This is a genomic window from Pseudomonas sp. GW821-FHT09C09 (assembly GCF_059418105.1).
The window spans coordinates 35,417-58,969 of record NZ_JBWKPF010000005.1; the positions used below are offsets into that span (position 1 = coordinate 35,417).

The window sequence follows — 23,553 nt, forward strand, 5'->3', positions numbered from 1 at the left end:
TACGGCAATGCGACATATAGCGTCGCAAAGGCGCAGTTTAAACCGTCGCCGACAATTGCAGCAGGCCCACGAGCATATCAATTGGCATGTGCCGGCCTGTCATACATATCTACCGCATCCGTTGCAGAGATCTCTGGTTTGCTGACGGCTTCCCGACGTACATGGACAGACCCGATGCAGGCATCCACCGGACAGACTTCAGCCCACACACCGCTCAATCCCCCCGAGCACTACGAACCCCTCAGAAACGCTTTTCCGGAATGGCTCGGCAAAGCGTCGGCCGCCCGCCGCCAGGCCCTGAAGCATAATCGCCGCATGCTCACCGACAACCTCAAGAAAGCACCAAAAACGCAGCATGCTGAATTGAGAGCCCTCATCGCCCAACGCATGAGCATGCAAAACACCATCGACCGCACGCTTGAGCATCTGCAGGACGCCAGCGCCTACGCCGAGCCGATCCTGACCCAGGCACTGAAGAGCAGATTCAGTCTGGACGTGGATGTCAGGAACACCTTCCTGCACCTCTACATCCCGGTGACAACGCCCGGGTTCCCGATCACCACCGGCAGCCGGACCTGGACGGTGTCGCTGCTCGATGCAGCACTGCACAATTTCGAAGAAGACGAAACCGAAGCTGACGCTTACTCCAGCGAGTCGACCTTCACGACCGGGCCATCACCGTCAGGTCAGTTCGAAACCCTGCCGCAGATAAAGGCACGCCTGAGCATCGCGGCGTTCACCCGCCTGTGCCGGGAACTGGACATCGGCGCCCGCTACAAGACGTATCTTGAAGAAAACCTGGCTATCAACGACCCCGGCGCCGGCGCGGCACTGCGTCAGCGCATCAACGTCAGCGAAAAGGCCGCCCTCCAGGCCGCCCTGCACATGGCAAAAATGAAGGGCGATGTCAGCGAGTTGTACGCACGCCTGATTGGCGGTTTGCTCGACGATCTGCAAGGCATGCGAGTCAATGGTCAGGCACTGCTTTGCCATGACCTGAGCATGATGTCGTCGAAGCTGACCGGTATCGTTCTTTTCGCGCCGGATCTACAGCAGGCACGCACCCCGGTCAGGGTGGTGGCCTATGTGCCGGACGACCCCGAGCATCCGATCAAGGAGTACGCCTCGACCGCAGAAATGATGCGCGAGCTGACACGTCAGTTGCGCAACCCGGAGTATCAGAAATTCTTCAGCCGTTTCGTGGCCCATGACCAGCGCGGGTATTTTTTCGCCGACCTCGGGCAGCGCCTGAGCCGGGTGAAATGGCACCCTTCGGAGCCCGGCAGCCCATTGCCCGCCTGGCGGGATACGCCCGTCGACAAGCCCAATCTGCAATTTTCCGTCACGCCCATCGAAGGCCGACTGCTGGATCAGCTATATCAACGAAAGCTGAACAAGATCCTCAATGACGCGGCAACGATCGCAGTCCCGACGGCCACGGTCGATCGCAACGCCCGCTGGGCGACATGGGACGCCTTCAGCCGGATTGCCTCTTCGATTCTTGAAATCGCCTCGTTCGTGCTGATGCCCTTCGTCCCCTTTCTGGGCGAAATGATGATGGCGTACATGGCCTATCAGTTTCTCGATGAAGTGTTCGAAGGGGTCGTCGACTGGGCCGAGGGGCTGAGCACAGAAGTCGCCGAGCATATGTTCGGTGCACTGGAATCGCTGATCCAGCTCGGTGCCTTCGGTATCGGCGGCGCCATCGCCGTCCAGGAGCTGCCGAAAGTGTTGCCTGCCGAGCTCATCGCACTGATCGACCGGTTCCAGCCCGTGAAAATGCGCAACGGCAAAACACTTTACTGGAAACCGGATCTGCAGCCCTACGCTCGCCGGATTCAACCACCCAAGGGGTCCGGGCCAGACCCACAGGGACTGCACTTGCACCAAGGGAAAAGGCTGCTCCCCGTCGACCAGAGCCATTACGAAGTCAGCGCTCATGAGCATCCCGGCAAACTTTACATCGAGCATCCGACCCGCGAGGACGCCTACCGCCCCATCGTGCGCCATAACGGCGAGGGCGCTTTCTACACCGAGCTTGAACGACCGCTCGAGTGGGACACCGCGACGGCATTGCAACGCATCGGCCATAGCGTCGAAGTGTTTTCCCCCGCAAAACGCGAGCGGATCCTCAAGGTCAGCGGTTTTCCGGAGGATGCGCTGCGCAAAATGCACGTCGACCAGGAGCGCTTGCCACCGCTGCTGGCTGACAGCATTCAGCGCTTTCGGATCGATCAGGAACTGCAGGACTTCATTGATCTTATCGCCAGCGACAAGCCCGAGAAGTATCTGAATGCCGATACGCTGATCCAGCTCCAGCTTCTCAAGGAACAGAATCTGTGGCCGACCACCAAAAGGCTGTGCCTTGTAGACGAGCAAGGCGAAATCGCGTGGCAATCCACGACCGACGGACGACTTCCGCTGACAGAGATTCGCCAGGGCAGCCTTGCCGAGGGTGACTTGCTCAAAACGCTGCTCCAGACCCTCGGCGAACCGGAAATCAACACATTGCTGGGAGAGGCGTTCGGCGAGATGTTCGCCCTCGATGTGCGCACCCGCAAACTCAGAGCCATGCTTGGACAGCTTGCCCGACAACAGCGTCCTTCACTTTTCGAGGCGCGCTATCAGACGCTGCAACAGAGCGCCGATCCCTTGGCCAGGCATGTGGCTCTGCATGCACCGCAACTGCCCGCCAGGATCACCGAAGAACTGCTGAGTACGGCGACCGGTTCAGAACTGTTGGAGATCAGCCAGGGACACTGGCCCGAAAGGCAGCAGGTCCTGACAGAACAGGCCACGCACGAACTGCGCATCACCCGTGCCTACGAGGGGCTTGAGCTGGCCTCGGTACGCAACCCCGATTCCGACACCCTGGCCCTGCACAGCCTTCAACAGTTACCGGGCTGGTCAACAGACGTACGTCTTGAAGTCCGCGCTCAGTCCCGGGCAGGACGATTACTCGACAGCACCGGGCCCATCGAGGCCCCCATCCAGAAAGTGCTGACCCTCAAATCCGATGGGCTCTGGCAGCCACACGACGAACAGGGACTGGAACTGCTTGGCCCCAGCGATTTCTACACAGCGGTTCTGCAAGCCCTGCCGGACGCGCAACGACAGGCTTTGAACCTGCAGATCGGCGAAGGTGAAAAGCTCAGGCAAGCCATCCGCGACAATCCGCTCCCCCGCACCGAACTGCGGCTGGCGATCTTGCCCGACCTTGCCCCGGCACCTGCCCCCGCACCTGCCGTGGATGTCTTACGCTTGCTGGGTACCGATGGTTACTCACGCAACACCCCACCGGCCGCGCAAGCACCCCGCACGCTGGAAAACCGGATCAGACAGGTCTACCCGAGAATGTCCGACAGCGATCGGCTCGCCATGGTCCGACGACTTGAAAACCACCCGGGCGGCGCAATCGCCGAGCTGTCCCGGCTCCAGCTTGAATACGCACAACTCGATAGCGACCTCAATCAATGGATGTTCGACCTCCCGGAGATCAACCCGGCAGACGGAGCCCGGATATCGGACGACCAGCGGATGGCCGCCATCCGCGATCGCCAGATGTTCGCCCACGCTCTGCGCATCTGCTGGCGCAGAGAGGTGCGCGGCCTCCATGGTTATGAAATGCGTTTTTCCCAGCCGATCGTGGGCGATCTGCCCGCGCTGACGGCAGACTTCAGCCATGTCGTCGATCTGGAGCTGGCCGGCAGCGGTGGACCGGGGGCCGTGAATGCTTTTCTTGAACATTTCCAGGGATTGGTGCGCATGGATCTGCGCAATTTCAACCTGCACAACCTGCCCCCGCACCTGGCGACCCTCCCGCAGCTGAAACAGTTGGCGCTGCAACGTTGCGGTGTCGTCCTGACGCAGGAAAACCAGTCGCTGCTGTTATCCCTCAACCAGCTGACCGCACTGAGCCTGAACAACAACCCGCTGGGTACGACGTTCGATTTCGGCGCCTTGCCGAACCTGACTCACCTCGACCTGTCCAGCACCGGAATCTCCGAAGTCCCGCCAGGATTGTTGAGTCACCCGCGCCTTATCAGCGCATGGCTCGCCAATAACCAGATCACCATGCTCCCCGAGCCTTTTTTTGAACAGCCTGCTGCGACCACTGCCGGGTACGATTTTTTCGACAATCCGCTTTCCAATGCGACCCGGGAAAAAGTGAAGATCTATTTCAACCGGACCGGCAGCGACCTGGGCATCCGCCCCGAGCAAGGGGATATCAACCGCACCAAGGCACTGTTCACCGACCTGAACGATCGTCAGTCCAGCGAGCTGATCTACAGCCTGCCCGGCTCGCTGGCACAGGGTCGTCTCCAACTGGAGCGTTGGGAAAGTGAAATCACCCGACTGACCATCGACCTGGCCACATGGTCACGAAGCACACCGAATCGCAATCCGGTCACAGGAGAGATGCTGACACCCGGCGAACACGCCAGTCAGTTTTACGAGCGCGAGATATTTGCCGGCCGGATTGAACGGCTATGGCGTCACCGCTCGACCGCACATCCGCTGACAAGGGCAGACACATTCTCGGCACAGGCCTCGTTCATGGGGGACATGCCCACATTGATGGCCGATTTCAGTCATATCACCGCCATGTCCCTGAACGGCAACAAGCAGATCAGTGCCACCTCGGCCTTCTTCCAAAGCTTCCCCCGATTGAAACGCTTGATACTGCACGACTTCGCACTTGATCGTTTGCCACAGACACTCACTGGCCTGCCGGCGCTTGAGACCCTGCTTCTGAAGAATTGCGGTGTGACATTCACAGGCGAGCTGCAGATCGCACTGGCTTCGATGCGCGAGCTGGAATCCCTTGAGTTGCCTGGCAACCCGTTGGGCAGCGCGCCCGATGTCGGCGGCCTGACAGAACTGACCTATCTGGATCTCTCTCGCACCGGCATCAGTCAGGTTCCGGACGGCCTGCCCGGCCACCCGAAATTGCGTACAGCCATCGTCAGTGACAATCGAATCAGCGAGCTGCCCGAAGCCTTGTTTGAAATACCCGCCTCCGCCAGTGAAGGATTCGACTTCTCAGGCAATCCGCTGAGCAACGACACACTTGAAAGGATCAAGCGTCATTCCCGAGAAGCCGGCGTGGATTTCGCGGTACTCGCCGAGCCGGCAGACATCGAGGCTACCCAGGCGCTGTTTCCCAGCCTGGATCGTGAAGAGGCCAGTGACGTGTTCTATGGATTACCTGGTGACCTGGAGCACGGACGGCGACAGCTCAGGCACTGGAAAGCGGAGTTCGAGCAACTCACCGCCGATCTGGCGCAATGGAAAATGGCAATTCCCCAGACTCATCCAGTCACTCACCGCCCCTTCACTCCCCCGGAGTTCCTCGCGGAACACGCGGCAAGAACAGCGTTTGCCGAACGAATGCAAAAACTGTGGCGCGCCCGATTGCCGGAAAATCCCAGACAGCGGGGAGACTCACTGGTCGCCAATCTGACCTTCAGCGGCGACTTGCCGAGTCTGACGACAGACTTCAGTCACATCCGCGTACTTTCAATCACCGGCAACCCGGCAGTGATCACCCTTGACGGATTTCTTCAACCCTTCCCGGCCTTGCGCCACCTGGAGCTTCACAATTTCAATCTTGGGCAAAACCCGCTGACCGCCCTGCACATTCCCTCCCTGGAACGACTGGTTCTGGAAAACTGCGGATTGACGCTAAGCCCACAAAGCCAGGCGACCCTGTCGTCCCTTGGCAGCCTGCAGTACCTCAACCTGAACCGAAATCCACTGGGGCAATCACCTACCCTCAAAACCCTGCCGGCACTGCTTCAACTGCACATGACCGACAGCGGCATTCTGAGCCTGCCCGACGGTTTGTTCGATCATCCCCGTCTGCTCGCTGCCTTCTTCGATCGCAACCGGATCCGCGAACTGCCCGACATCCTTTTCAAAGTCGACGCGCGGCCACCCCGGCAGATCAGTCTTGCCGACAACCCGTTGTCATCCGCCATGCGCGAACGCATCAAGCTTTGTTACCGGCAGTTCAGGCAGAGCTTTGGTGCTTCGATGCCACAGGAAGACGTCGCGCGGATCCGCGAACTGTTCCCGTCTCTGGACAATGAAGACGCCAATCGAGTGCTGTACCTGCTGGAGGGAACGCTTGATGAGGGCCGGTTGCAGATTGAGCACTGGGAGGCTGAACTTCGGCAACTTGAAGAGGACCTGGAACAATGGGTAACCGACATCCCGGAACGCTATCCGGGCAGTAACCTTGCACTGACCGAAAGCGACCGCGTCGCAGAGTTCGCGAGCCGCACGACGTTTCGCCTGGAGATCGAAGCGTTCTGGCGCCAAAGGTCTGCAGCAAACCCGGAATCGAGAGCTGCCACCCTCAACCTGGACCCGGAATTCATCGGTGAGCTGCCAGCCTTGAGCGCAGACTTCACTCATGTCACGACGCTGTCGATCATCGGCAATCCCCGGCTACGGGCCGGCACGGAGTTCCTGCGCGGCTTCACCGGTCTAGACTCGCTTGAACTGCGCAACCTGGCACTGGCTGAGATTCCGTCGGCACTGACCGGGATGCCGGATCTGCAACAATTGGTTCTGAGCAACTGCGGGGTTGTACTGAATGACGAGGGCAGCGCCGCACTGCATTCGCTGAAGCAACTGCTCAGACTCGATCTCTACAACAATCCGCTGGGCCGGTTGCCCGACATCCGCAAGCTGCCGTCTCTGGAGTTTCTGGACCTTTCGAGCACCGGCGTCTCGGCACTGCCTCAAGGTTTGCTGGACGCTCCAGGACTGGAAACGGCAATCCTTAGCGGTAATCGCCTCACCGAACTGCCCGCAGAGCTCTTCGACCTGCCCGCCTCCGTCACCAACGGTTTTGACTTCGGCAACAATCCACTGAACGCGCTCACCCGAGAGCGCATCAAGACCTTCTTTCGCGGAACCGGGGAAAACCTCGGCGTACTGGCCGAGCCGACCGATATCACCCGCGTCCAGACGCTTTATCCGGCACTGAGCGATGAACAGGCCAGCGCTTTTTTCTACCACCTCGAAGGCTCGCTGGCCGATGGTCGACTCGAACTGGGTCGCCGGGAAGCCGAACTCGGCCAATTGCTGGGCGATCTGGCAGCCTGGGAAAGCGAGATTCCCGAGCAACGCTCGAACGGTCAACCGCTCACACAGGATGAACGACTGGCGGAGGAGCAAAACAGAGCGCAGTTCAAGGAAGCGTTGCTGACTTGCTGGCGTGAAACACCTGTAGAAGGCTCGGATGTGGGTGATCACGATTTCACTTTCAGGCTGACAATCCTTGGAGAGCTGCCGACACTGAGTGCCGATTTCGGTCACGTTTCGGACCTGTACCTGGCAAGCACCCATGATGACTTGCCACGAATCGGACGATTCCTCGATGCATTCCCCAATCTCGTCAGCATCGATATTCGAGGCTACGGCCTGACCAATATTCCCGAAGCCATTTTCCGGATGAAACGGCTCAACACCCTGAGCCTGCCGGCATGCGACCTCACGCTGTCACCCCGTGATGTGGCCGGACTGGCGAACCTGGACGGCCTTGACCTGCTGCACCTGCATGACAATCCGCTCCGGCTGACGCCCGACCTCAGCAATTTGCAGGGGCTTACCGATCTGGACCTGAGCACCACCGGCATTCGCGAAATCCCGAAGGGGGTGCTCGGCAACTTCAACTGGATGGAGTTGGATCTTTCAGGCAATGAAATCACCGAAATGCCGGACGAACTGATGGAGGTACCGGCGTATGTCGGTGATCGCTACGACTTGCGCGGCAATCCCTTTTCCCCTCAAGCCATGCAGCGAATTCGGGCTTATTACCAGGAGACGGGCATGACGCTGAACATTGACGACGTGCTCGAGCATCCGCCGGTGCGCAGTCGTCCCAGTGTCGAAATGGAGGATTGAAAAGTGTCTGAAACAACAGCGCCATGACGTATGGCGCTGTCATTCGAGGATCAGCCGCGCTCCGGCGGCACCGACGACAGTTCGAACGGACTGCTGCTGCGCCGCTGGTTGCGGTCTTCCCGCGGCGTGGCGCCGAAGAAGTTGCGATAGGCGCTGGAGAAATGCGGCCCCGAGGAGAACCCGCAGGACAGGCCGATCTGAATGATCGACTTGCTGGTCTGCATCAACATCTGCCGGGCCTTGTTCAGGCGCAGTTCCAGGTAGTACTGGCTCGGCACGCGGTTGAGGTATTGCTTGAAGATCCGTTCCAGCTGACGTCGGGACACGCACACGTGCTGGGCGATTTCGTCGGTGGTCAGCGGCTCTTCGATGTTGGCTTCCATCAGCAGCACCGCCTGGGTGAGCTTCGGATGGCTGGAGCCGAGACGGTTCTGCAATGGAATGCGCTGACGCTCGCCGCCTTCGCGGATGCGTTCGACCACCAGTTCTTCGGAAACCGCACCGGCCAGTTCCGCACCGTGGTCACGGGCCAGTACCGCCAGCAGCAAATCGAGCACCGACATGCCGCCGCACGCCGTCAGGCGATCGCGATCCCAATCGAACAGATGGCTGGTGGCGATGACTTTCGGGAAGCGCTCGGCGAAATCGTCCTGCCAGCGCCAGTGCACCGCCGCGCGGTAACCGTCGAGCAGACCGAGTTGCGCCAGCGGATATACACCGGCCGACAGGCCACCGATCACACAACCGGCGCGCACCAGTTGTTTCAGCGCGCTGCTGAGTGCCGGCGCCAAAGTCGTCGGTGGCTCGTCAGCGAGCAGGAACAGTTTCTGGAAGTTTTCGAGTTTGCCGGCCCAGGGTTCGCCGGGCAGTTGCCATTCACCTTCGGTCGGTGCTTCGGCCTGCAGGAACGACAATTCGTAAACCACGTCCGGATGCACACGCTGGGCAACACGCAAGGCCTCCTCTGCCAGCGCCAAAGTCAGAGCTTTAGTGCTGGGCCAAATCAGGAAACCAATTCGATGGGCAGTCATGGCGGGCGATCCGAAACGTAAACAGAGGGAAAAACCGAAATCGGCTGCAACCAAATTAGACCATCTGGCGCGCTGCGCAGCATGACCTAATTTGGTGCATAACGGGAGCGATTACTTGAGGCTGCCCGAGAGGAATTGTTGCAAACGTTCCGACTGCGGATTGACCAGCACTTCACGCGGGTTGCCGCTTTCTTCGACGACGCCTTTGTGCAGGAATACCAACTGGTTCGACACTTCACGGGCGAAGCCCATTTCGTGAGTCACCACCACCATGGTGCGGCCTTCCTGAGCGAGGGCCTGCATGACTTTCAGCACGTCGCCGACCAGTTCCGGGTCGAGGGCCGAAGTCGGTTCGTCAAACAGCATCACTTCCGGTTCCATCGCCAGCGCACGGGCGATTGCCACACGCTGCTGCTCGCCACCGGACATGTGCCCAGGGAACGCGTCTTTACGATGAGCCACGCCGACCTTGTTCAGGTAGTGCTCGGCTTTCTCGCGGGCTTCGGCCTTGGACACGCCCAGCACGTGGACCGGCGCTTCCATGATGTTTTCCAGTGCGGTCATGTGCGACCACAGGTTGAAGTGCTGGAACACCATCGACAGGCGCGAACGCATGCGTTGCAGCTGTTTCGGATCAGCGGCTTTCAGCGCGCCGTCCTTGTTGGCAACCAGTTTCAGCTCTTCGTTGTTGAGCAGGATCTTGCCCGCGTGCGGCTGCTCGAGCAGGTTGATGCAGCGCAGGAAAGTACTTTTGCCGGAGCCACTGGAGCCGATGATGCTGATCACATCGCCGGCGGCCGCTTTCAGGGAAACGCCCTTGAGCACTTCGTGACTGCCATAGCGTTTATGCAGGTCTTGGACTTCAAGTTTGTACATGCGGTCGGTTCTCACAAAAACAGTCAGTCGTTGAGCAAAGGGCCGTCGCGCAGCGCATCGCGCCCCGCCACTTTGGCCAGCCAGAAACCGGGTTGGGCGTAACGCAGCCGCTCAATGGCAAACAGCACCCCGGACGTACCAGCACACACCGTGCTGACCCGATCCGACAGCGGATCGATCACTTCGAAAATCTTGTCACCGGCTTCAACCCACTCGCCGGGCTTGCGCAGAAAACTCACCACGCCAGGATGCGGCGGCAGGAGCAGTTCAGTGCCCTCGAACGGCATGCCTTCGCACGGTTCGCGCACGGCGCTTGGCCACTCGCCACGAATCAGGCCCTGCTCGGAGAGGAACGCCAGAATGCCTTCAGCCCAAGCCTCCGCCTGCGCAGGCGTGGTGTCAGCCTGACCACCCAGTTCAACGGTGGTTGCCAGGCACGCCAGGGGAATCTGCGCGTCCGGGAACAGACGCGACAGACGCAGCCACGGCAGCGAACAGGCTTCGTCGAACGAACTGCCGCCGGAATCTTCCGCCAGCAGACCTACCTTCACATCCAGGTGCGCGGCGAGCGAACGCCACTGCGGCCAGTGCTGCGGCAAGGCGTACATGTGCAGCGCGGCTTCGCAGTCGCAATGCAGATCCAGCACCACATCGGCAGTCGCGGCGTGTTGCAGCAGGATGCGCTGCATACCTTGCAACTGGCTGCTGGCCTCGGGCAATGCGGCCAGATGATCGGCCATCGCCTGACGGATCAGACGGATGTTGGCGTGCGGATCATCACCGAGTTGTCCTTCAAGCTTTGCGGCCACCGGGGCGCTGAGCTCGACGAAATCACGGTTGAAATTCTTGCCGCTGCCGGCCTCGAAACGCCCCTGATGATTGCCTTGCAGCAACTGGCCAAGACCCAGCGGGTTGGCCACCGGCACCAGTTCGATGACGCCGTTTAGCAGGCCTTTGGCTTCGAGTTCGCCGAGGCGTTTTTTCAGTTCCCAGGCGGTGCGCATGCCAGGCAGTTCGTCAGCGTGGAGGCTGGCCTGGATGTAGGCCTTGCGCTCGCCGCTCCCGAAGCGAAACACCGAAATCCGGCGCTCGCTGCCCAAGTGGCTCCACGGCAGAACGTGGTCGATGCGTTCCATATCAGTGCTTCCTCGGGGCCAGGTAGCTCAGCCAGCGACGCTCGGCCAGCTTGAACAGGCGCACCAGGATGAAGGTCAGGCACAGGTAGAACACGCCGGCGGTGATGTACGCCTCGAACGGCAGGTAAAACTGCGCGTTGACGGTACGGGCCGCGCCGGTGATGTCGATCAGGGTCACGATGGACGCCAGACTGGTGGTCTGCAGCATCATGATCACTTCGTTGCTGTACTGCGGCAGCGCCCGGCGCAGAGCCGACGGCAACAGGATGCGCTTGTACATCTTGACCCGCGACATGCCCATGGCCTTGGCCGCTTCGATCTCACCGTTCGGCGTGGCCTTCAGGCTGCCGGCGATGATTTCGGCGGTGTACGCGCTGGTGTTGATCGCGAACGCCAGGCACGCACAGAACGTTGCACTGGACAGCCACGGCCAGAGGAAGCTTTCACGCACCGCTTCGAACTGGGCCAGACCGTAGTAGATCAGGAACAACTGAACCAGCATCGGCGTGCCGCGAATCACGTAGGTGTAGAGCCACGCCGCACCATTGACCACGGCGTTCTTGGAGACGCGCATCAGGCCCAGCGGCAACGCCGCCAGCAGACCGAAGAACAGCGACAGCGCGAGCAACTTGAGGGTGGTCACCAGGCCGCCGAGGTACAGCGGCAGCGACTCCCAAATGACGTTGTAGTCGAAGATCATAGATCAGCCGCCCTTACGCCTACCGAGTAGCGCTTCTCAAGGTGACGCAGCGCCAGCAACGAGACACTGGTGATCACCAGGTACATCGCCGCCACTGCGAGGAAGAAGGTGAAAGGCTCGCGGGTGGCGTCGGCCGCCTGCTTGGCCTTGAACATCATGTCTTGCAGACCGACCACGGAAATTAGCGCGGTGGCCTTGGTCAGTACCAGCCAGTTGTTGGTGAAGCCCGGAATCGCCAGACGGATCATCTGCGGCACCAGCACCCGGAAGAACACCTGGAAGCTGCTCATGCCGTACGCCATGCCCGCTTCGGCCTGACCTTTGGGGATCGCCATGAACGCGCCACGGAAGGTTTCCGACAGGTACGCACCGAAGATGAAACCGAGGGTGCCGATACCGGCGGCCAGCGGATTCAGGTCGATGTACTCGTCATAGCCGAGCATCGGGGCGACGCGGTTGAGCAGGTCCTGACCGCCGTAGAAGATCAGCAGGATCAGCACCAGGTCGGGAATCCCGCGGATCACCGTGGAATACAGATCGCCCAGCCAGGCCAGCCAGCGCACCGGCGACAGGCGCAATGCGACACCGATCAGCCCGAGAACGATGGCCAGGGCCATGGACGACAAGGCGAGCTGAAGCGTCAGCCAAGCGCCATCGAGGATGACAGCCCCGTAGCCTTTCAACATGATTCAGGTCCTCGAAAGTTGGGATGAAAAAATGGCGCAAACCGCAGAGATCCTGTTGCTTGCGCCATTTCGGACGGGTCGAGCGACGTCTTTACTTGCCGTAAATGTCGAAGTCGAAGTACTTGTCCTGGATTTGCTTGTACTTGCCGTTTTCGCGGATGGCCGCGATGGCAGTATTGATCTTGTCTTTCAGGGCGTCGCCCTTGCGTACCGCGATACCTACGCCGTCGCCGAAGTATTTTTCATCGGTGAACTGCGGGCCGACGAACGCAAAGCCTTTGCCGGCGTCGGTTTTCAGGAAGCCGTCGTTCAGCAGGGTGGCGTCCGCCACGGTGCCGTCGAGGCGACCGGCGGCCACGTCGAGGTAGATTTCGTTCTGCGAGCCGTATGGCTTGATCTCGGCACCCAGCGGAGCCAGGACTTCACGGGCGAAGCGCTCGTGGATCGAACCACGCTGCACGCCGATGTTCTTGCCCTTGAGCTCGGTCAGTTTGTCGCTGACCACGGTGCCTTCCTTCATGACCAGGCGGGCCGGGGTGTTGTAGTACTTGTTGGTGAAGTCCACGGACTTCTTGCGGTCTTCAGTGATCGACATGGACGAGAGGATCGCGTCGATCTTGCGCACTTTCAGTGCCGGGATCAGACCGTCGAACTCTTGCTCGACCCACTGGCACTTGACCTTCATTTCTTCGCACAGTGCGTTGCCGATGTCGTAGTCGAAACCGACGATGCTGCCGTCCGGGGCTTTGGATGCGAATGGAGGGTAAGCCGCTTCGATACCGATCTTCAGAGGCTTTTCATCGGCGAATGTCGGCAGGGACAGCACGGACAGTGCCAGGGCGCCAAGCAGCACAAGTTTCTTCATCTTGGGACTCCATCGGTAAAGGGCAAAAACGGCAGAGTGAGCGACAGCCCAATATGCGAATGGGTGGAACGAAAGCGGTTGCTGCGTGCGTGGGATATTTCCGAACAAACCCTGAAGGCTTCAACGCGAGCCACGACGAGCGAGTGATCGGCATTCTAACGACAGGCCCGAAGCCGATATTTCTTCAATGCGACAACTAATTACAGAAGCACCGAGAAACCCGCTTGAGCACATTGACAGCTCCGCAATTTCATGCAAGAGCGAAAGACAGTGAACCGATCTATGCTGCAAATTGCGGGCCTATTATTCGCAAACCCTTCTAATCCGGCAAGCGCGGGGTGATGTCTTATTTTTCACCGGTCGTTTTGAGGCTCTAAAACGGGGCGATGCGTTTCTCATTGCCCCGTTGCGGGGCGGGCGGTTACACATTCGGTTACTTGAAGGCTGTCGGGTAACAGTGGGAATCGGCTGACGGAGCAATTCGATAATTATTGGAAAACAAAAAGCCCCGCCCGGCGCAATGCCGGACGGGGCTTTTCAGCCTTCAGACCCGCCGCTTACGCGACGTTCATGGTCTTGTGCGTATCGATCAGATGCTGCACCACACCCGGATCGGCCAGGGTGGAGATGTCGCCCAGGCCTTCGTACTCGGCGGTAGCGATCTTGCGCAGGATGCGGCGCATGATCTTGCCCGAACGGGTCTTCGGCAGCCCCGGCGCCCACTGGATCACGTCCGGCGAAGCGATCGGGCCGATCTCCTTGCGCACCCAGTTCTTCAGTTCCAGGCGCAGTTGCTCGCTCGGTTCTTCACCATTTTTCAGGGTGACGTAGACATAAATGCCCTGCCCCTTGATGTCGTGCGGCACACCGACCACCGCCGCTTCGGCGACTTTCGGGTGAGCGACCATGGCGCTTTCGATCTCGGCAGTACCCATACGGTGGCCGGAGACGTTGAGCACGTCATCCACGCGACCGGTGATCCAGTAGTAACCATCGGCATCACGACGGGCGCCGTCACCGGTGAAATACATGCCACGGAAGGTCTTGAAGTAGGTGTCGACGAAACGGTCGTGGTCGCCATACAGGGTGCGCGCCTGACCCGGCCACGAATCGAGAATCACCAGATTGCCTTCAGCCTCGCCCTCGATGATGTTGCCGAGGTTGTCCACCAACGCCGGCACCACACCGAAGAACGGACGTGCGGCCGAACCCGGCTTCAAGGTATGAGCACCCGGCAGCGGGCTCATCATGTTGCCGCCGGTTTCGGTCTGCCACCAGGTATCGACGATCGGGCAACGGGACTTGCCGACGTTCTTGTAGTACCAGTCCCAGGCTTCCGGGTTGATCGGCTCGCCCACCGAACCGAGCAGACGCAGGCTGCTGCCGTCCGCGCCTTCGACAGCGGCGGTGCCGGAGGCCATCATCGCGCGGATTGCGGTCGGCGCGGTGTAGAGGATGTTGACCTTGTGCTTGTCGACGATCTTCGCCACCCGGGTGATGTCCGGGTAGTTCGGCACGCCTTCGAACAGCAGCGTGGTCGCGCCGTTGGCCAGCGGGCCGTAGACGATGTAGGAGTGACCGGTAACCCAGCCGACGTCGGCGGTGCACCAGTAGATTTCACCCGGACGGTAGTCGAACACGCGCTCGTGAGTCATGGCCGCGTACAGCAAGTAACCGCCGGTTGTGTGCTGCACACCCTTCGGCTTGCCGGTGGAACCGGAGGTATAAAGGATGAACAGCGCTTCTTCGGCGCCCATCTCTTTCGGCGCGCAGACAGTGCCCGCCACTTTCATCAGGTCTTCGTACCAGATGTCGCGATGCTGGTTCCACTTGATGTCGCCGCCGGTGCGCTTGCACACGATGACTTTCTGGATGCTGTTGGTCTCAGGGTTGGTCAGCGCGTCGTCGACGTTTGCCTTGAGGGAAATCTTCTTGCCGGCACGGATGCCTTCGTCTGCGGTGATCACCACTTTCGAGCGGCAGTCGATGATGCGACCGGCCAGGGCTTCCGGCGAGAAACCGCCGAACACTACCGAGTGAATCGCGCCGATCCGGGTGCAGGCCAGCATGGCGACCACGGCTTCGGGGATCATCGGCATATAAATGGTCACCACGTCGCCGCGGTGCACGTCCTGGCCACGCAGGGCGTTGGCGAACTTGCAGACTTGCTCGTGCAGTTCGCGGTAGGTGATGTTGCGGCTTTCGGAAGGATCGTCGCCTTCCCAGATGATGGCGACCTGATCGCCGCGCTCGGCCAGATGGCGGTCGAGGCAGTTGTAGGAAACGTTCAGGGTGCCGTCGGCAAACCACTTGATGTCGACATGGTGGTCGTCGAACGAAGTCTGTTTCACCGTGGTGAAAGGCTTGATCCAGTCGAGGCGCTTGGCTTGTTCGCGCCAGAAGCCGTCAGGGTTGACGACCGACTGTTGGTACATGGCTTTGTAGGTCGCCTCGTCGGTCAGCGTATTGGCCAGAACCTCGGGACGAACGGGATACAGGGAAGCCGCACTCATCTTTCCTACCTCGGTGTAATAGTTGTTTTTGTATGACCCTGTTGTAGCCGGGGCGACCGTATAGAACCATTCGACGATGGTAGTAACAAGCCCCTACAGGTCGTGGCGATAATCCCGATGCTCGCCGTCGATGACCTCGCAGGCCTTGAATCTACTGGCCTGGCAGCGATTGTTACCAAATCTGCCAAAGGTGTTTATCAAAACCCCATCTGTTTACACCCACCCCGCCTCCCTAAAATCTGCCTCGCCGACAAGGCAAAGTGATTAACAACGTTACAGCCCCCACGAAGGCCGTTAATCCAGCTCTGAAGTAACAAACCAAACGATGAAGTTCCACACGCAACCCCAAAAAGGTTGCGTGACCCCACTCGACCTCAAGAAGGTAAATTTCAAATGAAAGCTTTATTGGTTCTGGCCCTCAGCAGTCTGTGCGCAACCGCCATGGCAGACGAGGTCCCGACTGATGTCGCACAGCAACAACCGGCCATCGAGGAATACACTTACTCCACTCACCTGGACATCGCCAAAGTTGTATCGATGAGCGAAGTTCCGAATGTCTGCGAAGTGGTCCCGATGAAAATGGAGTACGACGACTCCACAGGCCAGCGCCACATCCTGCGTTACAGCGTGATGGGTAACGGCTGCACCAATTGATGGTTTGAGACTGCACCGAATCGGATCGCTCAGCGCAACATCGAGGGTCGATTCCAGCCCGGCTTCGGTCGGGCTCAGTTGTGTCTGGAGTCGCTAAAAGGTCTTGCAAAACACAACATGTAGTGAAAACAGCGATTTTTTGTTCGTTTTTTGAGCAAATCCACAATTGCGAGATTTTTCCGAAAAAAAATCTATCCCCGGCAAAGCCCTGTAAACCCTCGCTCTCGTCGAAAAAGCAGCCTCCTCGACCGCGCCATGCGCGGATTCGCCTCAGCACAGCCGTGTTTTTTTCCCTATAATGCCGCCCAATCGGGTCAGCAATATTCCCTTACAGGGATCAAAGCCATTCTGAAGCCCCGCAGCAGCGTCCACGCTGACTCGCGCCCGTCAGAGGCTCTCGGAAACCCGTAAAAATTTTCTGTTTATTGCCTGCGTTGCACCGCTGCAAAAAACGACATCCAACGCGGCCTGTACGGCCGTGTGAAAAACCAACCAATCAGTTTTCACACGGGCACAGGCCCTCACGCAGGAGACGACACGTCATGCTGAGCTGGGACGAATTCGACAAAGAAGACAGTGAAGTAGCAGTAAAAGGCGCCAACGCCGGCCACGCTACCGAAGCCAACATGGACCGCCTCGACAGCGCCGGCGGTGCCGCCGCCCTCGAAGCCCGCGCCGTGACCGCCGAAGACTCGGCCGCCGTGGCCCGCGCCAAGGCTGCACTGGATTCCCTCGACGTCGCCGAAGGCCTCGCCGAACTCGAAGGCTCCGCCGCCCGTGTCGCCGTTGACGAAAAGCGCATGATCAACTGCCGCGCCGACCTCAACCAGCTCGTGCCATTCAAGTACGACTGGGCCTGGCAGAAATACCTGGACGGCTGCGCAAACCACTGGATGCCGCAAGAAGTCAACATGACCGCCGACATCGCCCTCTGGAAAAACCCGGAAGGCCTGACCGACGACGAGCGCCGCATCGTGATGCGCAACCTCGGCTTCTTCTCCACCGCCGACTCCCTGGTTGCCAACAACCTGGCCCTGGCCGTGTACCGCCTGATCACCAACCCGGAATGCCGCCAGTACATCCTGCGCCAGGCGTTCGAAGAGGCGATCCACACCCACGCCTACCAGTACTGCATCGAATCGCTGGGCATGGATGAAGGCGAGATCTTCAACATGTACCACGAGATCCCGTCGGTCGCGAAAAAAGCCGCCTGGGGCCTGAAATACACCCGCGCCATCTCCGACCCGGAATTCAACACCGGCACCGTAGAAACCGACAAAGAACTGCTGCGCAACCTGATCGCCTACTACTGCGTTCTGGAAGGCATCTTCTTCTACTGCGGCTTCACCCAGATCCTCTCCATGGGCCGCCGCAACAAAATGACCGGCGTCGCCGAGCAGTTCCAGTACATCCTGCGCGACGAATCCATGCACCTGAACTTCGGCATCGACGTGATCAACCAGATCAAAATCGAAAACCCACACCTGTGGGACGCCGAAATGAAGGAAGAAGCTTCGCAGATGATCCTGCAGGGCACCCAGCTGGAAATCGAATACGCCCGCGACACCATGCCTCGCGGCGTACTGGGCATGAACGCAGCGATGATGGAGGACTACCTGAAGTTCATCGCTAACCGTCGTCTGTCGCAGATTGGCCTTAAAGAAGAATATCCAGGGACTACTAACCCGTTCCCTTGGATGAGCGAGATCATGGACTTGAAGAAAGAGAAGAATTTCTTTGAGACTCGGGTTATTGAGTATCAGACTGGTGGGGCGTTGAGCTGGGACTAATCGTCTCGCTCGCCATGGTTTGACGATTGCTGCTTGAATCGTTGAATTGAGAAAGCAAAAAGCCCCGATTTTATCGGGGCTTTTTTATGGGCGGCTGGTTGTCCTTTTCCATCCCTACGTTGCAGCGCTCAATCTCCTACAGCACTTACAGCCGCTTCGCATTGAAGCCAACTGCAAGCACCTCTAAGCTCAATTGCAGGTGCCTAAGAAACACCCAACGTAGAAAGCTTGGTCAGTCACACAGACGCACATGTCGTCAGTGGAGCTGCCTCGCTCGTTGGGATTTCTTAAGTCCACTCTACGTTGGGTTCAGGCCCTCCAAAAATCTAAACGTAGAGGTAATGGATATGCCCGATCCTTTTTCTGTAACAGTCTTCTCGCGTCACAACCTCGCACTACACGCCCTCTTGCTCGAAAACCAACCTTGGTTCTGCGCCCGCGATATGGGTCGTTTGATGGGTGTCCATCTGTGCGAACGCATGGTCAACAAGCTAGATAATGATCAACGTCGCGTTTTGTGGATTGAGTATTTTCGGCAACCCGAAAAGCAACTGATGCTCAGCGAGTCTGGTGTGTATGCGTTGCTGGTGTATCACTACGTCCCAGGGAACCGGTTGTTGCGGGAGTGGTTAACTCAGCAGGTGGTGCCGGCCTTGCGTGATGCAGAACACTCGGGGCATTCAGATCGGCCGATGTTGAGCTTGTTGGATTGGCCGGAGATGTCGTTGAGCCTGCTGCATTGGCAGGATGAAGGCTGGATTCGGCTGCGGGATATGCCGTTTCTTTTGAATGATCAACCGCAGCAGAGTGCCCCTGTAATTAAGCCTTGGTGGCGGCGAGTGGCTCAGATGCTCCAAATTTCGAAGCACTCTATGGGCTAGGTGACATCTTTATAGGACCGCTTGCGAGATCTAACCCTTCGCATGGGGCTCATAACAACCACTTATTATCAGTCGAGGGTCTGGCCCCCCCCTCGGCTGTTGAAGGGGTACGAAGAAAGCAAACATGATTGGAACGCTTAGCCCTCTATGACTTCCAAACGCTGCTTCAGCCTTCGATTCAGCAATGCTCCATGCACACCAGAATGAATTTCCCGGTGACAACTTGGACACACTGCAGCCACATATCGAGGGTGGTCTAAACCACCATCGGAGAGCCGATTCACGTGATGCGGCTCTAAATAGGGTGTGCCATCTTTTTTCAAAAATGGAGCTGGCCTCTCACAGCTTTCACATGCTCCCTGGGCACGCATCAGTACGTAGTGCGCAACCTTTCGGCTACGCTGATAAATCTTACGTGAGGCAGATTGCCCTACCCCACCACTTGCAAGCTTACATGCGGCCAATGCAGCCATCCGCGCAGCAGCCAGAGAATCGGGGAGATCAGCCTTATCCTCGTCCTCTTCATCAATCATTCCGTCAGGGATACCGACCGGGACTAGCCGAAAAACAATTGCCTTACGGTCCTGGCCAATTACATCCGGTCGAGTCCGCGTGAACATATCAGCACAAGAAAACTCCCCTACGTAAGCGCAACCTTTGCCTTTGCCGAGCAACTTAAACAAATGCAGTGCCCGGCCATCGACAGCATGCTCAGCAATAGCACGGTTGCCACGAGTTAAAGTCATCGCTCCACGTCGGCCTTCACCGGTATAAAAGTAGACGCCGTCTTCACAACGGTCGGCATAACCATATTGTTCACCGCTCTCGCCAGTGAACAAAAAAATCACTGGATGGATAGCTGACGCGGCAATGCCGCTTTGCCGACTCCCGCCGAATGGCCCATTAATTTCAGTTTTTCGGTCGTAAACAGCCCCCGGAGTGAACTGCAACACAAGCTCGCTTTCCCCGCGAGGCAGTTCCACAATGGTGAAGCCTCGCTTTTTAAGGTAATTGTTGGTTGGATGCCCGCCCGAAAAAGCGCTTACAGCAATACCAGTCGCCAAAGAGATGATTTTCTTCGTTGGATACAGCTCACCATCCGCATTAATGGCATAACGATGAGCTTGGTCGTTTTCCCAGCTTTGCCACTCAGGCCTACTCCGAAATTTATGATCGAACTCCAGCATCGCGCTGTTTATTCGTTCCTTCGAAACCGCTTTGATCACCACGGATGCTGCCCTTTATCGACTTTAGCTGTAGGAAAATTCCTATAGTCGCCAAAGTGCAAAAGGGTTTCAATGCGTAACAGAGCAAAAAGCCACTATTTATAGACGCTCAAACGTGCGCCATAACTGACCTCCCGCTATTAATACCCCTCCCCCACTCAAGGACCCGAGCCCCACCATGAAATTCGACCTCGCCTACTGCCTCAGCCTCGACGACAAACTGTCGATCTATGACGTTCGCGATCTCAATTTCGATGAGACGGTGGCGTTCGATTCTGCGAAGGAACACTTCCAGTGCCCCAACGATGCCTGTCGTGCGGCGTTCGATGCTTCCAACGAGTTGGGTACGTTCAACGCCAAGAACGTGAATTACGTGCGTACGCCGCACTTCAAGAATCTGCCCGGTACGCAGCATGTGGCGGGTTGTCCGTATGTGAGTTTGAAGACGTCGGCGTCGGGGGTTGAGGCGGCGGATGGGGAAACGGATGACGGGCGGGAGGAGCATTTCCCGTCGGAGTTGTTACTGACGCGCCGTGAGTATGTGCGCAAGCCTGCCGCGCCAGCGGGGGTGGCGGATGTGTTGCGGAATGATCCGGTACGGGTGGCGGCTCCCCCCTCGAAAGAATCGCCGAGTCGTGAGACGGCGCCGGACAAGACCAGTGTCTTCGCTCACCCCGTGGAGTGTTTTGTGTCGAACTTCGCGGACAAGGATTTGCTCAAGCGTATGCCGTTGAAGATTGGCGAGCATACGGCGCCGTACAGTTCGTTCTTCAAGAAGATCGAATATTTGATGGACAACAAGGGGCTGATTTACTGGGGCCGGATCAAGAAGATCGAGGACTTCCACAGCGCCAGTTTCCGGATCGATTTCGAGGACAGGGTCTGGTTCAAGAAACCGGATGACAGCAAGAAGAAGCCATATCCGGTGAGCGTCTATCTCAACAAGAAGCTGATCGACAACTACCGCAAGCGCAAGGCGTTTCTGGAAGAGATCAAGCACGCCATCGAAAGCGACAAGGAGTTGTTCTGCTTCTTCTATGGCGTGACGCCGGAGTTGAAGCAGGTGCCAGGCAAGAAGAACCCCGAAAAGCCTTTCGAGGTTTTCAATGCCAATATCGAGAACCTGGATCACTTCATTATTCGTGAAGCGCCGGGTCTGGCGTGATGGTCAGCTCTGGGGCAGTTGCAGTTTGACGGCGCCGGGGTGTTGCTTGACGACTGAGTACGGCAGCACCGACCACTCGGGGTTATCGCAATTGCGCTGGTAACGGGCGAAGTAGGCGCCCAGGTAAATTCCCTTCGGCGTGAAGTGCCAGTTGGAATAACCCCAGACGCCCTCATCGGTGTAATCGCAACTGCCGTCGTCTTCGACCGGCTTCTTCATTTCATCCGGGTACAACGTGGTGAACTGTTTGACCAGCCACGGCGCCATGACTTTCATCTGGTCGTATTCGCTGGCTGCGCTATTGGGCTCGCCGATCCACAGCACGTCTTTGAGCTTCAACAGTTCGCCCGTGTGAACATTCAAGTTGATCGGCGAACTGCCGAAGTCCGGGTGGGCGCCACCACAGCTGTAGCCTGTGGAGATATCCAGGCTGACCACGTCGGATGAGAGAAACTCGGGGGCAGCGCCTTGATCGAACTCGGCGTACTCCGCGCCATCCATCATGCAGCGGTGATAGTCGATGACTTCAGTCCAGAGCCGCCCGAGCAGGTGGTTGTTGATGCGTTGCAGCTCTTCTTTTGTGTAGCCGGACTCAACACTGAACAGCGAAATCTTCGACTCAGGCTCCGCCCACCATTGCAGGTCGTAACCCATGAAGTTCTCTTTTTTCCCCGGTTTGAGCTTGAGCCCCTGCAGGCGCAAATACTCGTAGGGGTCGTCTTTCGGCAACGTGGCGATAAAGGGCAACGTCGTTGCAGTCGGCGCGGGAAGTTTGGCCTCGACCAGTTGTACCGGCAGTTTCTTGCCTTTCGGGTTTTGCCATTCGCCCTGCCAACCGTTGGCGGTGGATTTCAGCTTGAGCGTTGGCAGTGGCTCGTCATTGCCGTAGCGATTATTACCTTCAACCAGCGTCAACGTACGCTCTTGCAATGAACCGCTGAGGGCCAAATCACGGTGGTACTTCTCGTAGAAGTAACGACCGGTCACTTCATCCGGCTGTTGAGTATTGAGTTCAACCACAATCGGTGTCTTGCCCAATGTGCCGGTGAACACGCGCAGGCCATCTTCGGCATGAGCAGTGGAAATCAGTGTGAACAGCGCCACGGCGCATGGCGCCAGGCGTAACAGTCCCTTGAGCATGGATCGATCCTTGAATGAGTCGGAGGTTGCGCCGGGACGTGGGTGCCGGCACTGGAAAATTCGGGGCGGATTATGGCGGGGTTGCACGCAGGAATCGAGGTTCTACTTCAATGCCATGGCCAGCATCACGACGATGAGTAGCGCGATATACACCCAAGCATGCACCCGATCCGGTATCCGCCCGATCCACGGCGTGGCCAGTCGAATCCCCAACATCGAGCCCAGCGTCAGTACCGCAAACGCCAGCAGATCCACGTATCCAATAAACCATGGCCCGAGTGCTGTCTCGTAGAACCCCGCCATCAACATGTACGTCAGCGTTCCAGCCAGCGCCACCGGCACGCTCAGCGGATTGGCCATCGACGTCGCCTGAGACATGCTCAATCCGCAACGCCGCAATAACGGCACGGTCATGACGCTTCCTCCTACGCCGAGAAAGGTCGCGATGGCGCCAATGCCTACACCACCGCCGGACGTTTCCACTGTTCCCAATCGCCGTGGGATGACGCCTTCCGATTGAGTAAGAAATCCACGTCGCAACAGGCAATCGACAATCGTCACGCCGAGGTAAGCGATGAAGGCATAGCGGATGACTTCGCCGCTGACCCACACCGCTGCGATTGCACCGACGACTGCGCCCAATCCGATGAACCCGCCCAAGGGCCACAGGTAATCACGAATGAGAGTGCCGGCGCGGCGGTGTTTGTCGGTGGCGACCAGGGCGTTGACGATCATCACGCAGGTCGAGGTGGCGACGGCGATGTGCATGGCGGATTGGCTGACCGGGTCGTCGGCGCCGTGGCTGGCGGTGAGCATGCGGTACAGCAGCGGCACGACGACGAAGCCGCCGCCGAAGCCGAAGAGCACGGCGGTGACGCCGGTCAGGCAGCCGAAGAGTGTCAGCAGGAGGTAGAACATGGCGCGTCGTCCGTTGTTTGGGAGCGGTCGACGATAGAGCGGCGGCGCTTGGCCT

At 58.5% G+C, this 23,553-nt stretch carries 15 protein-coding genes; 5 read left to right on the forward strand and 10 right to left on the reverse strand.

Features of this window, described 5'->3' with window-relative positions:
• The first annotated feature begins 174 nt into the window (after window positions 1-174).
• Window positions 175-7,917, forward strand: a complete 7,743-nt coding sequence (locus AC07NR_RS16755; protein WP_495078993.1) for a dermonecrotic toxin domain-containing protein — start codon at window positions 175-177, stop codon at window positions 7,915-7,917.
• 50 nt (window positions 7,918-7,967) lie between these two features.
• Here AC07NR_RS16755 and argR read toward each other — a convergent pair whose 3' ends face one another.
• The 7 genes from argR to acs all read right to left on the reverse strand — a co-directional run bounded on the left by argR (window position 7,968) and on the right by acs (window position 15,724).
• A complete protein-coding gene (argR, locus tag AC07NR_RS16760; RefSeq protein ID WP_085709719.1) occupies window positions 7,968-8,948 on the reverse strand; it encodes a transcriptional regulator ArgR in 981 nt (326 codons plus the stop codon).
• Window positions 8,949-9,059: 111 nt separating this feature from the next.
• On the reverse strand, window positions 9,060-9,824 hold the full coding sequence (locus AC07NR_RS16765) for an ABC transporter ATP-binding protein (RefSeq protein WP_003227281.1): 765 nt from the start codon (window positions 9,822-9,824) through the stop codon (window positions 9,060-9,062).
• Between the two features lie 23 nt (window positions 9,825-9,847).
• Entirely contained in the window at window positions 9,848-10,960 is a 1,113-nt protein-coding gene (locus AC07NR_RS16770) for a succinylglutamate desuccinylase/aspartoacylase family protein (protein ID WP_248739131.1), read from the reverse strand.
• Between the two features lies 1 nt (window position 10,961).
• Complete coding sequence (locus AC07NR_RS16775) at window positions 10,962-11,660, reverse strand: ABC transporter permease (protein ID WP_085709717.1); 699 nt, start codon at window positions 11,658-11,660, stop codon at window positions 10,962-10,964.
• A complete protein-coding gene (locus AC07NR_RS16780; protein ID WP_065261785.1) occupies window positions 11,657-12,346 on the reverse strand; it encodes an ABC transporter permease in 690 nt (229 codons plus the stop codon). The genes AC07NR_RS16775 and AC07NR_RS16780 overlap by 4 nt, the downstream gene beginning before the upstream one ends.
• A 91-nt stretch (window positions 12,347-12,437) precedes the next feature.
• Entirely contained in the window at window positions 12,438-13,211 is a 774-nt protein-coding gene (locus AC07NR_RS16785; protein ID WP_065261786.1) for an ABC transporter substrate-binding protein, read from the reverse strand.
• A gap of 557 nt (window positions 13,212-13,768) precedes the next feature.
• Window positions 13,769-15,724 carry an acetate--CoA ligase gene (acs, locus tag AC07NR_RS16790; protein WP_119427931.1) on the reverse strand — a complete coding sequence of 652 codons (1,956 nt, stop codon included), beginning with the start codon at window positions 15,722-15,724 and terminating at the stop codon, window positions 13,769-13,771.
• 393 nt (window positions 15,725-16,117) lie between these two features.
• Between acs and AC07NR_RS16795 the strand changes: the two genes are divergently transcribed.
• The 3 genes from AC07NR_RS16795 to AC07NR_RS16805 all read left to right on the forward strand — a co-directional run bounded on the left by AC07NR_RS16795 (window position 16,118) and on the right by AC07NR_RS16805 (window position 19,049).
• A complete protein-coding gene (locus AC07NR_RS16795; RefSeq protein ID WP_085709715.1) occupies window positions 16,118-16,378 on the forward strand; it encodes a DUF2790 domain-containing protein in 261 nt (86 codons plus the stop codon).
• 542 nt (window positions 16,379-16,920) lie between these two features.
• A complete protein-coding gene (locus AC07NR_RS16800) occupies window positions 16,921-18,168 on the forward strand; it encodes a ribonucleotide-diphosphate reductase subunit beta (RefSeq protein ID WP_085709714.1) in 1,248 nt (415 codons plus the stop codon).
• Between the two features lie 347 nt (window positions 18,169-18,515).
• Entirely contained in the window at window positions 18,516-19,049 is a 534-nt protein-coding gene (locus AC07NR_RS16805; RefSeq protein WP_248742752.1) for a BRO-N domain-containing protein, read from the forward strand.
• A gap of 137 nt (window positions 19,050-19,186) precedes the next feature.
• Here the strand turns inward: AC07NR_RS16805 and AC07NR_RS16810 are convergent, their stop codons facing one another.
• On the reverse strand, window positions 19,187-20,278 hold the full coding sequence (locus AC07NR_RS16810) for an HNH endonuclease (protein WP_248742496.1): 1,092 nt from the start codon (window positions 20,276-20,278) through the stop codon (window positions 19,187-19,189).
• A 175-nt stretch (window positions 20,279-20,453) separates the two neighbouring features.
• Between AC07NR_RS16810 and AC07NR_RS16815 the strand changes: the two genes are divergently transcribed.
• Window positions 20,454-21,440, forward strand: coding sequence for a hypothetical protein (locus AC07NR_RS16815; protein WP_495078994.1), 987 nt, complete (start codon window positions 20,454-20,456; stop codon window positions 21,438-21,440).
• 3 nt (window positions 21,441-21,443) lie between these two features.
• Here the strand turns inward: AC07NR_RS16815 and AC07NR_RS16820 are convergent, their stop codons facing one another.
• Both AC07NR_RS16820 and AC07NR_RS16825 read right to left on the reverse strand, forming a co-directional pair.
• Window positions 21,444-22,580, reverse strand: coding sequence for a hypothetical protein (locus tag AC07NR_RS16820; RefSeq protein WP_423204139.1), 1,137 nt, complete (start codon window positions 22,578-22,580; stop codon window positions 21,444-21,446).
• A gap of 102 nt (window positions 22,581-22,682) precedes the next feature.
• The gene (locus tag AC07NR_RS16825) at window positions 22,683-23,498 is read right to left on the reverse strand and encodes a sulfite exporter TauE/SafE family protein (RefSeq protein WP_495078995.1); all 816 of its coding nucleotides are present in this window, start codon (window positions 23,496-23,498) and stop codon (window positions 22,683-22,685) included.
• Window positions 23,499-23,553: the final 55 nt, after the last annotated feature.

Bases quoted from the DNA above. Each gene is read 5' to 3' on its own strand.
- AC07NR_RS16755 (WP_495078993.1), top strand. From the start codon at position 175: ATGCAGGCATCCACCGGACAGACTTCAGCCCACACACCGCTCAATCCC.
- argR (WP_085709719.1), bottom strand. From the start codon at position 8,948: ATGACTGCCCATCGAATTGGTTTCCTGATTTGGCCCAGCACTAAAGCT.
- AC07NR_RS16765 (WP_003227281.1), bottom strand. From the start codon at position 9,824: ATGTACAAACTTGAAGTCCAAGACCTGCATAAACGCTATGGCAGTCAC.
- AC07NR_RS16770 (WP_248739131.1), bottom strand. From the start codon at position 10,960: ATGGAACGCATCGACCACGTTCTGCCGTGGAGCCACTTGGGCAGCGAG.
- AC07NR_RS16775 (WP_085709717.1), bottom strand. From the start codon at position 11,660: ATGATCTTCGACTACAACGTCATTTGGGAGTCGCTGCCGCTGTACCTC.
- AC07NR_RS16780 (WP_065261785.1), bottom strand. From the start codon at position 12,346: ATGTTGAAAGGCTACGGGGCTGTCATCCTCGATGGCGCTTGGCTGACG.
- AC07NR_RS16785 (WP_065261786.1), bottom strand. From the start codon at position 13,211: ATGAAGAAACTTGTGCTGCTTGGCGCCCTGGCACTGTCCGTGCTGTCC.
- acs (WP_119427931.1), bottom strand. From the start codon at position 15,724: ATGAGTGCGGCTTCCCTGTATCCCGTTCGTCCCGAGGTTCTGGCCAAT.
- AC07NR_RS16795 (WP_085709715.1), top strand. From the start codon at position 16,118: ATGAAAGCTTTATTGGTTCTGGCCCTCAGCAGTCTGTGCGCAACCGCC.
- AC07NR_RS16800 (WP_085709714.1), top strand. From the start codon at position 16,921: ATGCTGAGCTGGGACGAATTCGACAAAGAAGACAGTGAAGTAGCAGTA.
- AC07NR_RS16805 (WP_248742752.1), top strand. From the start codon at position 18,516: ATGCCCGATCCTTTTTCTGTAACAGTCTTCTCGCGTCACAACCTCGCA.
- AC07NR_RS16815 (WP_495078994.1), top strand. From the start codon at position 20,454: ATGAAATTCGACCTCGCCTACTGCCTCAGCCTCGACGACAAACTGTCG.
- AC07NR_RS16820 (WP_423204139.1), bottom strand. From the start codon at position 22,580: ATGCTCAAGGGACTGTTACGCCTGGCGCCATGCGCCGTGGCGCTGTTC.
- AC07NR_RS16825 (WP_495078995.1), bottom strand. From the start codon at position 23,498: ATGTTCTACCTCCTGCTGACACTCTTCGGCTGCCTGACCGGCGTCACC.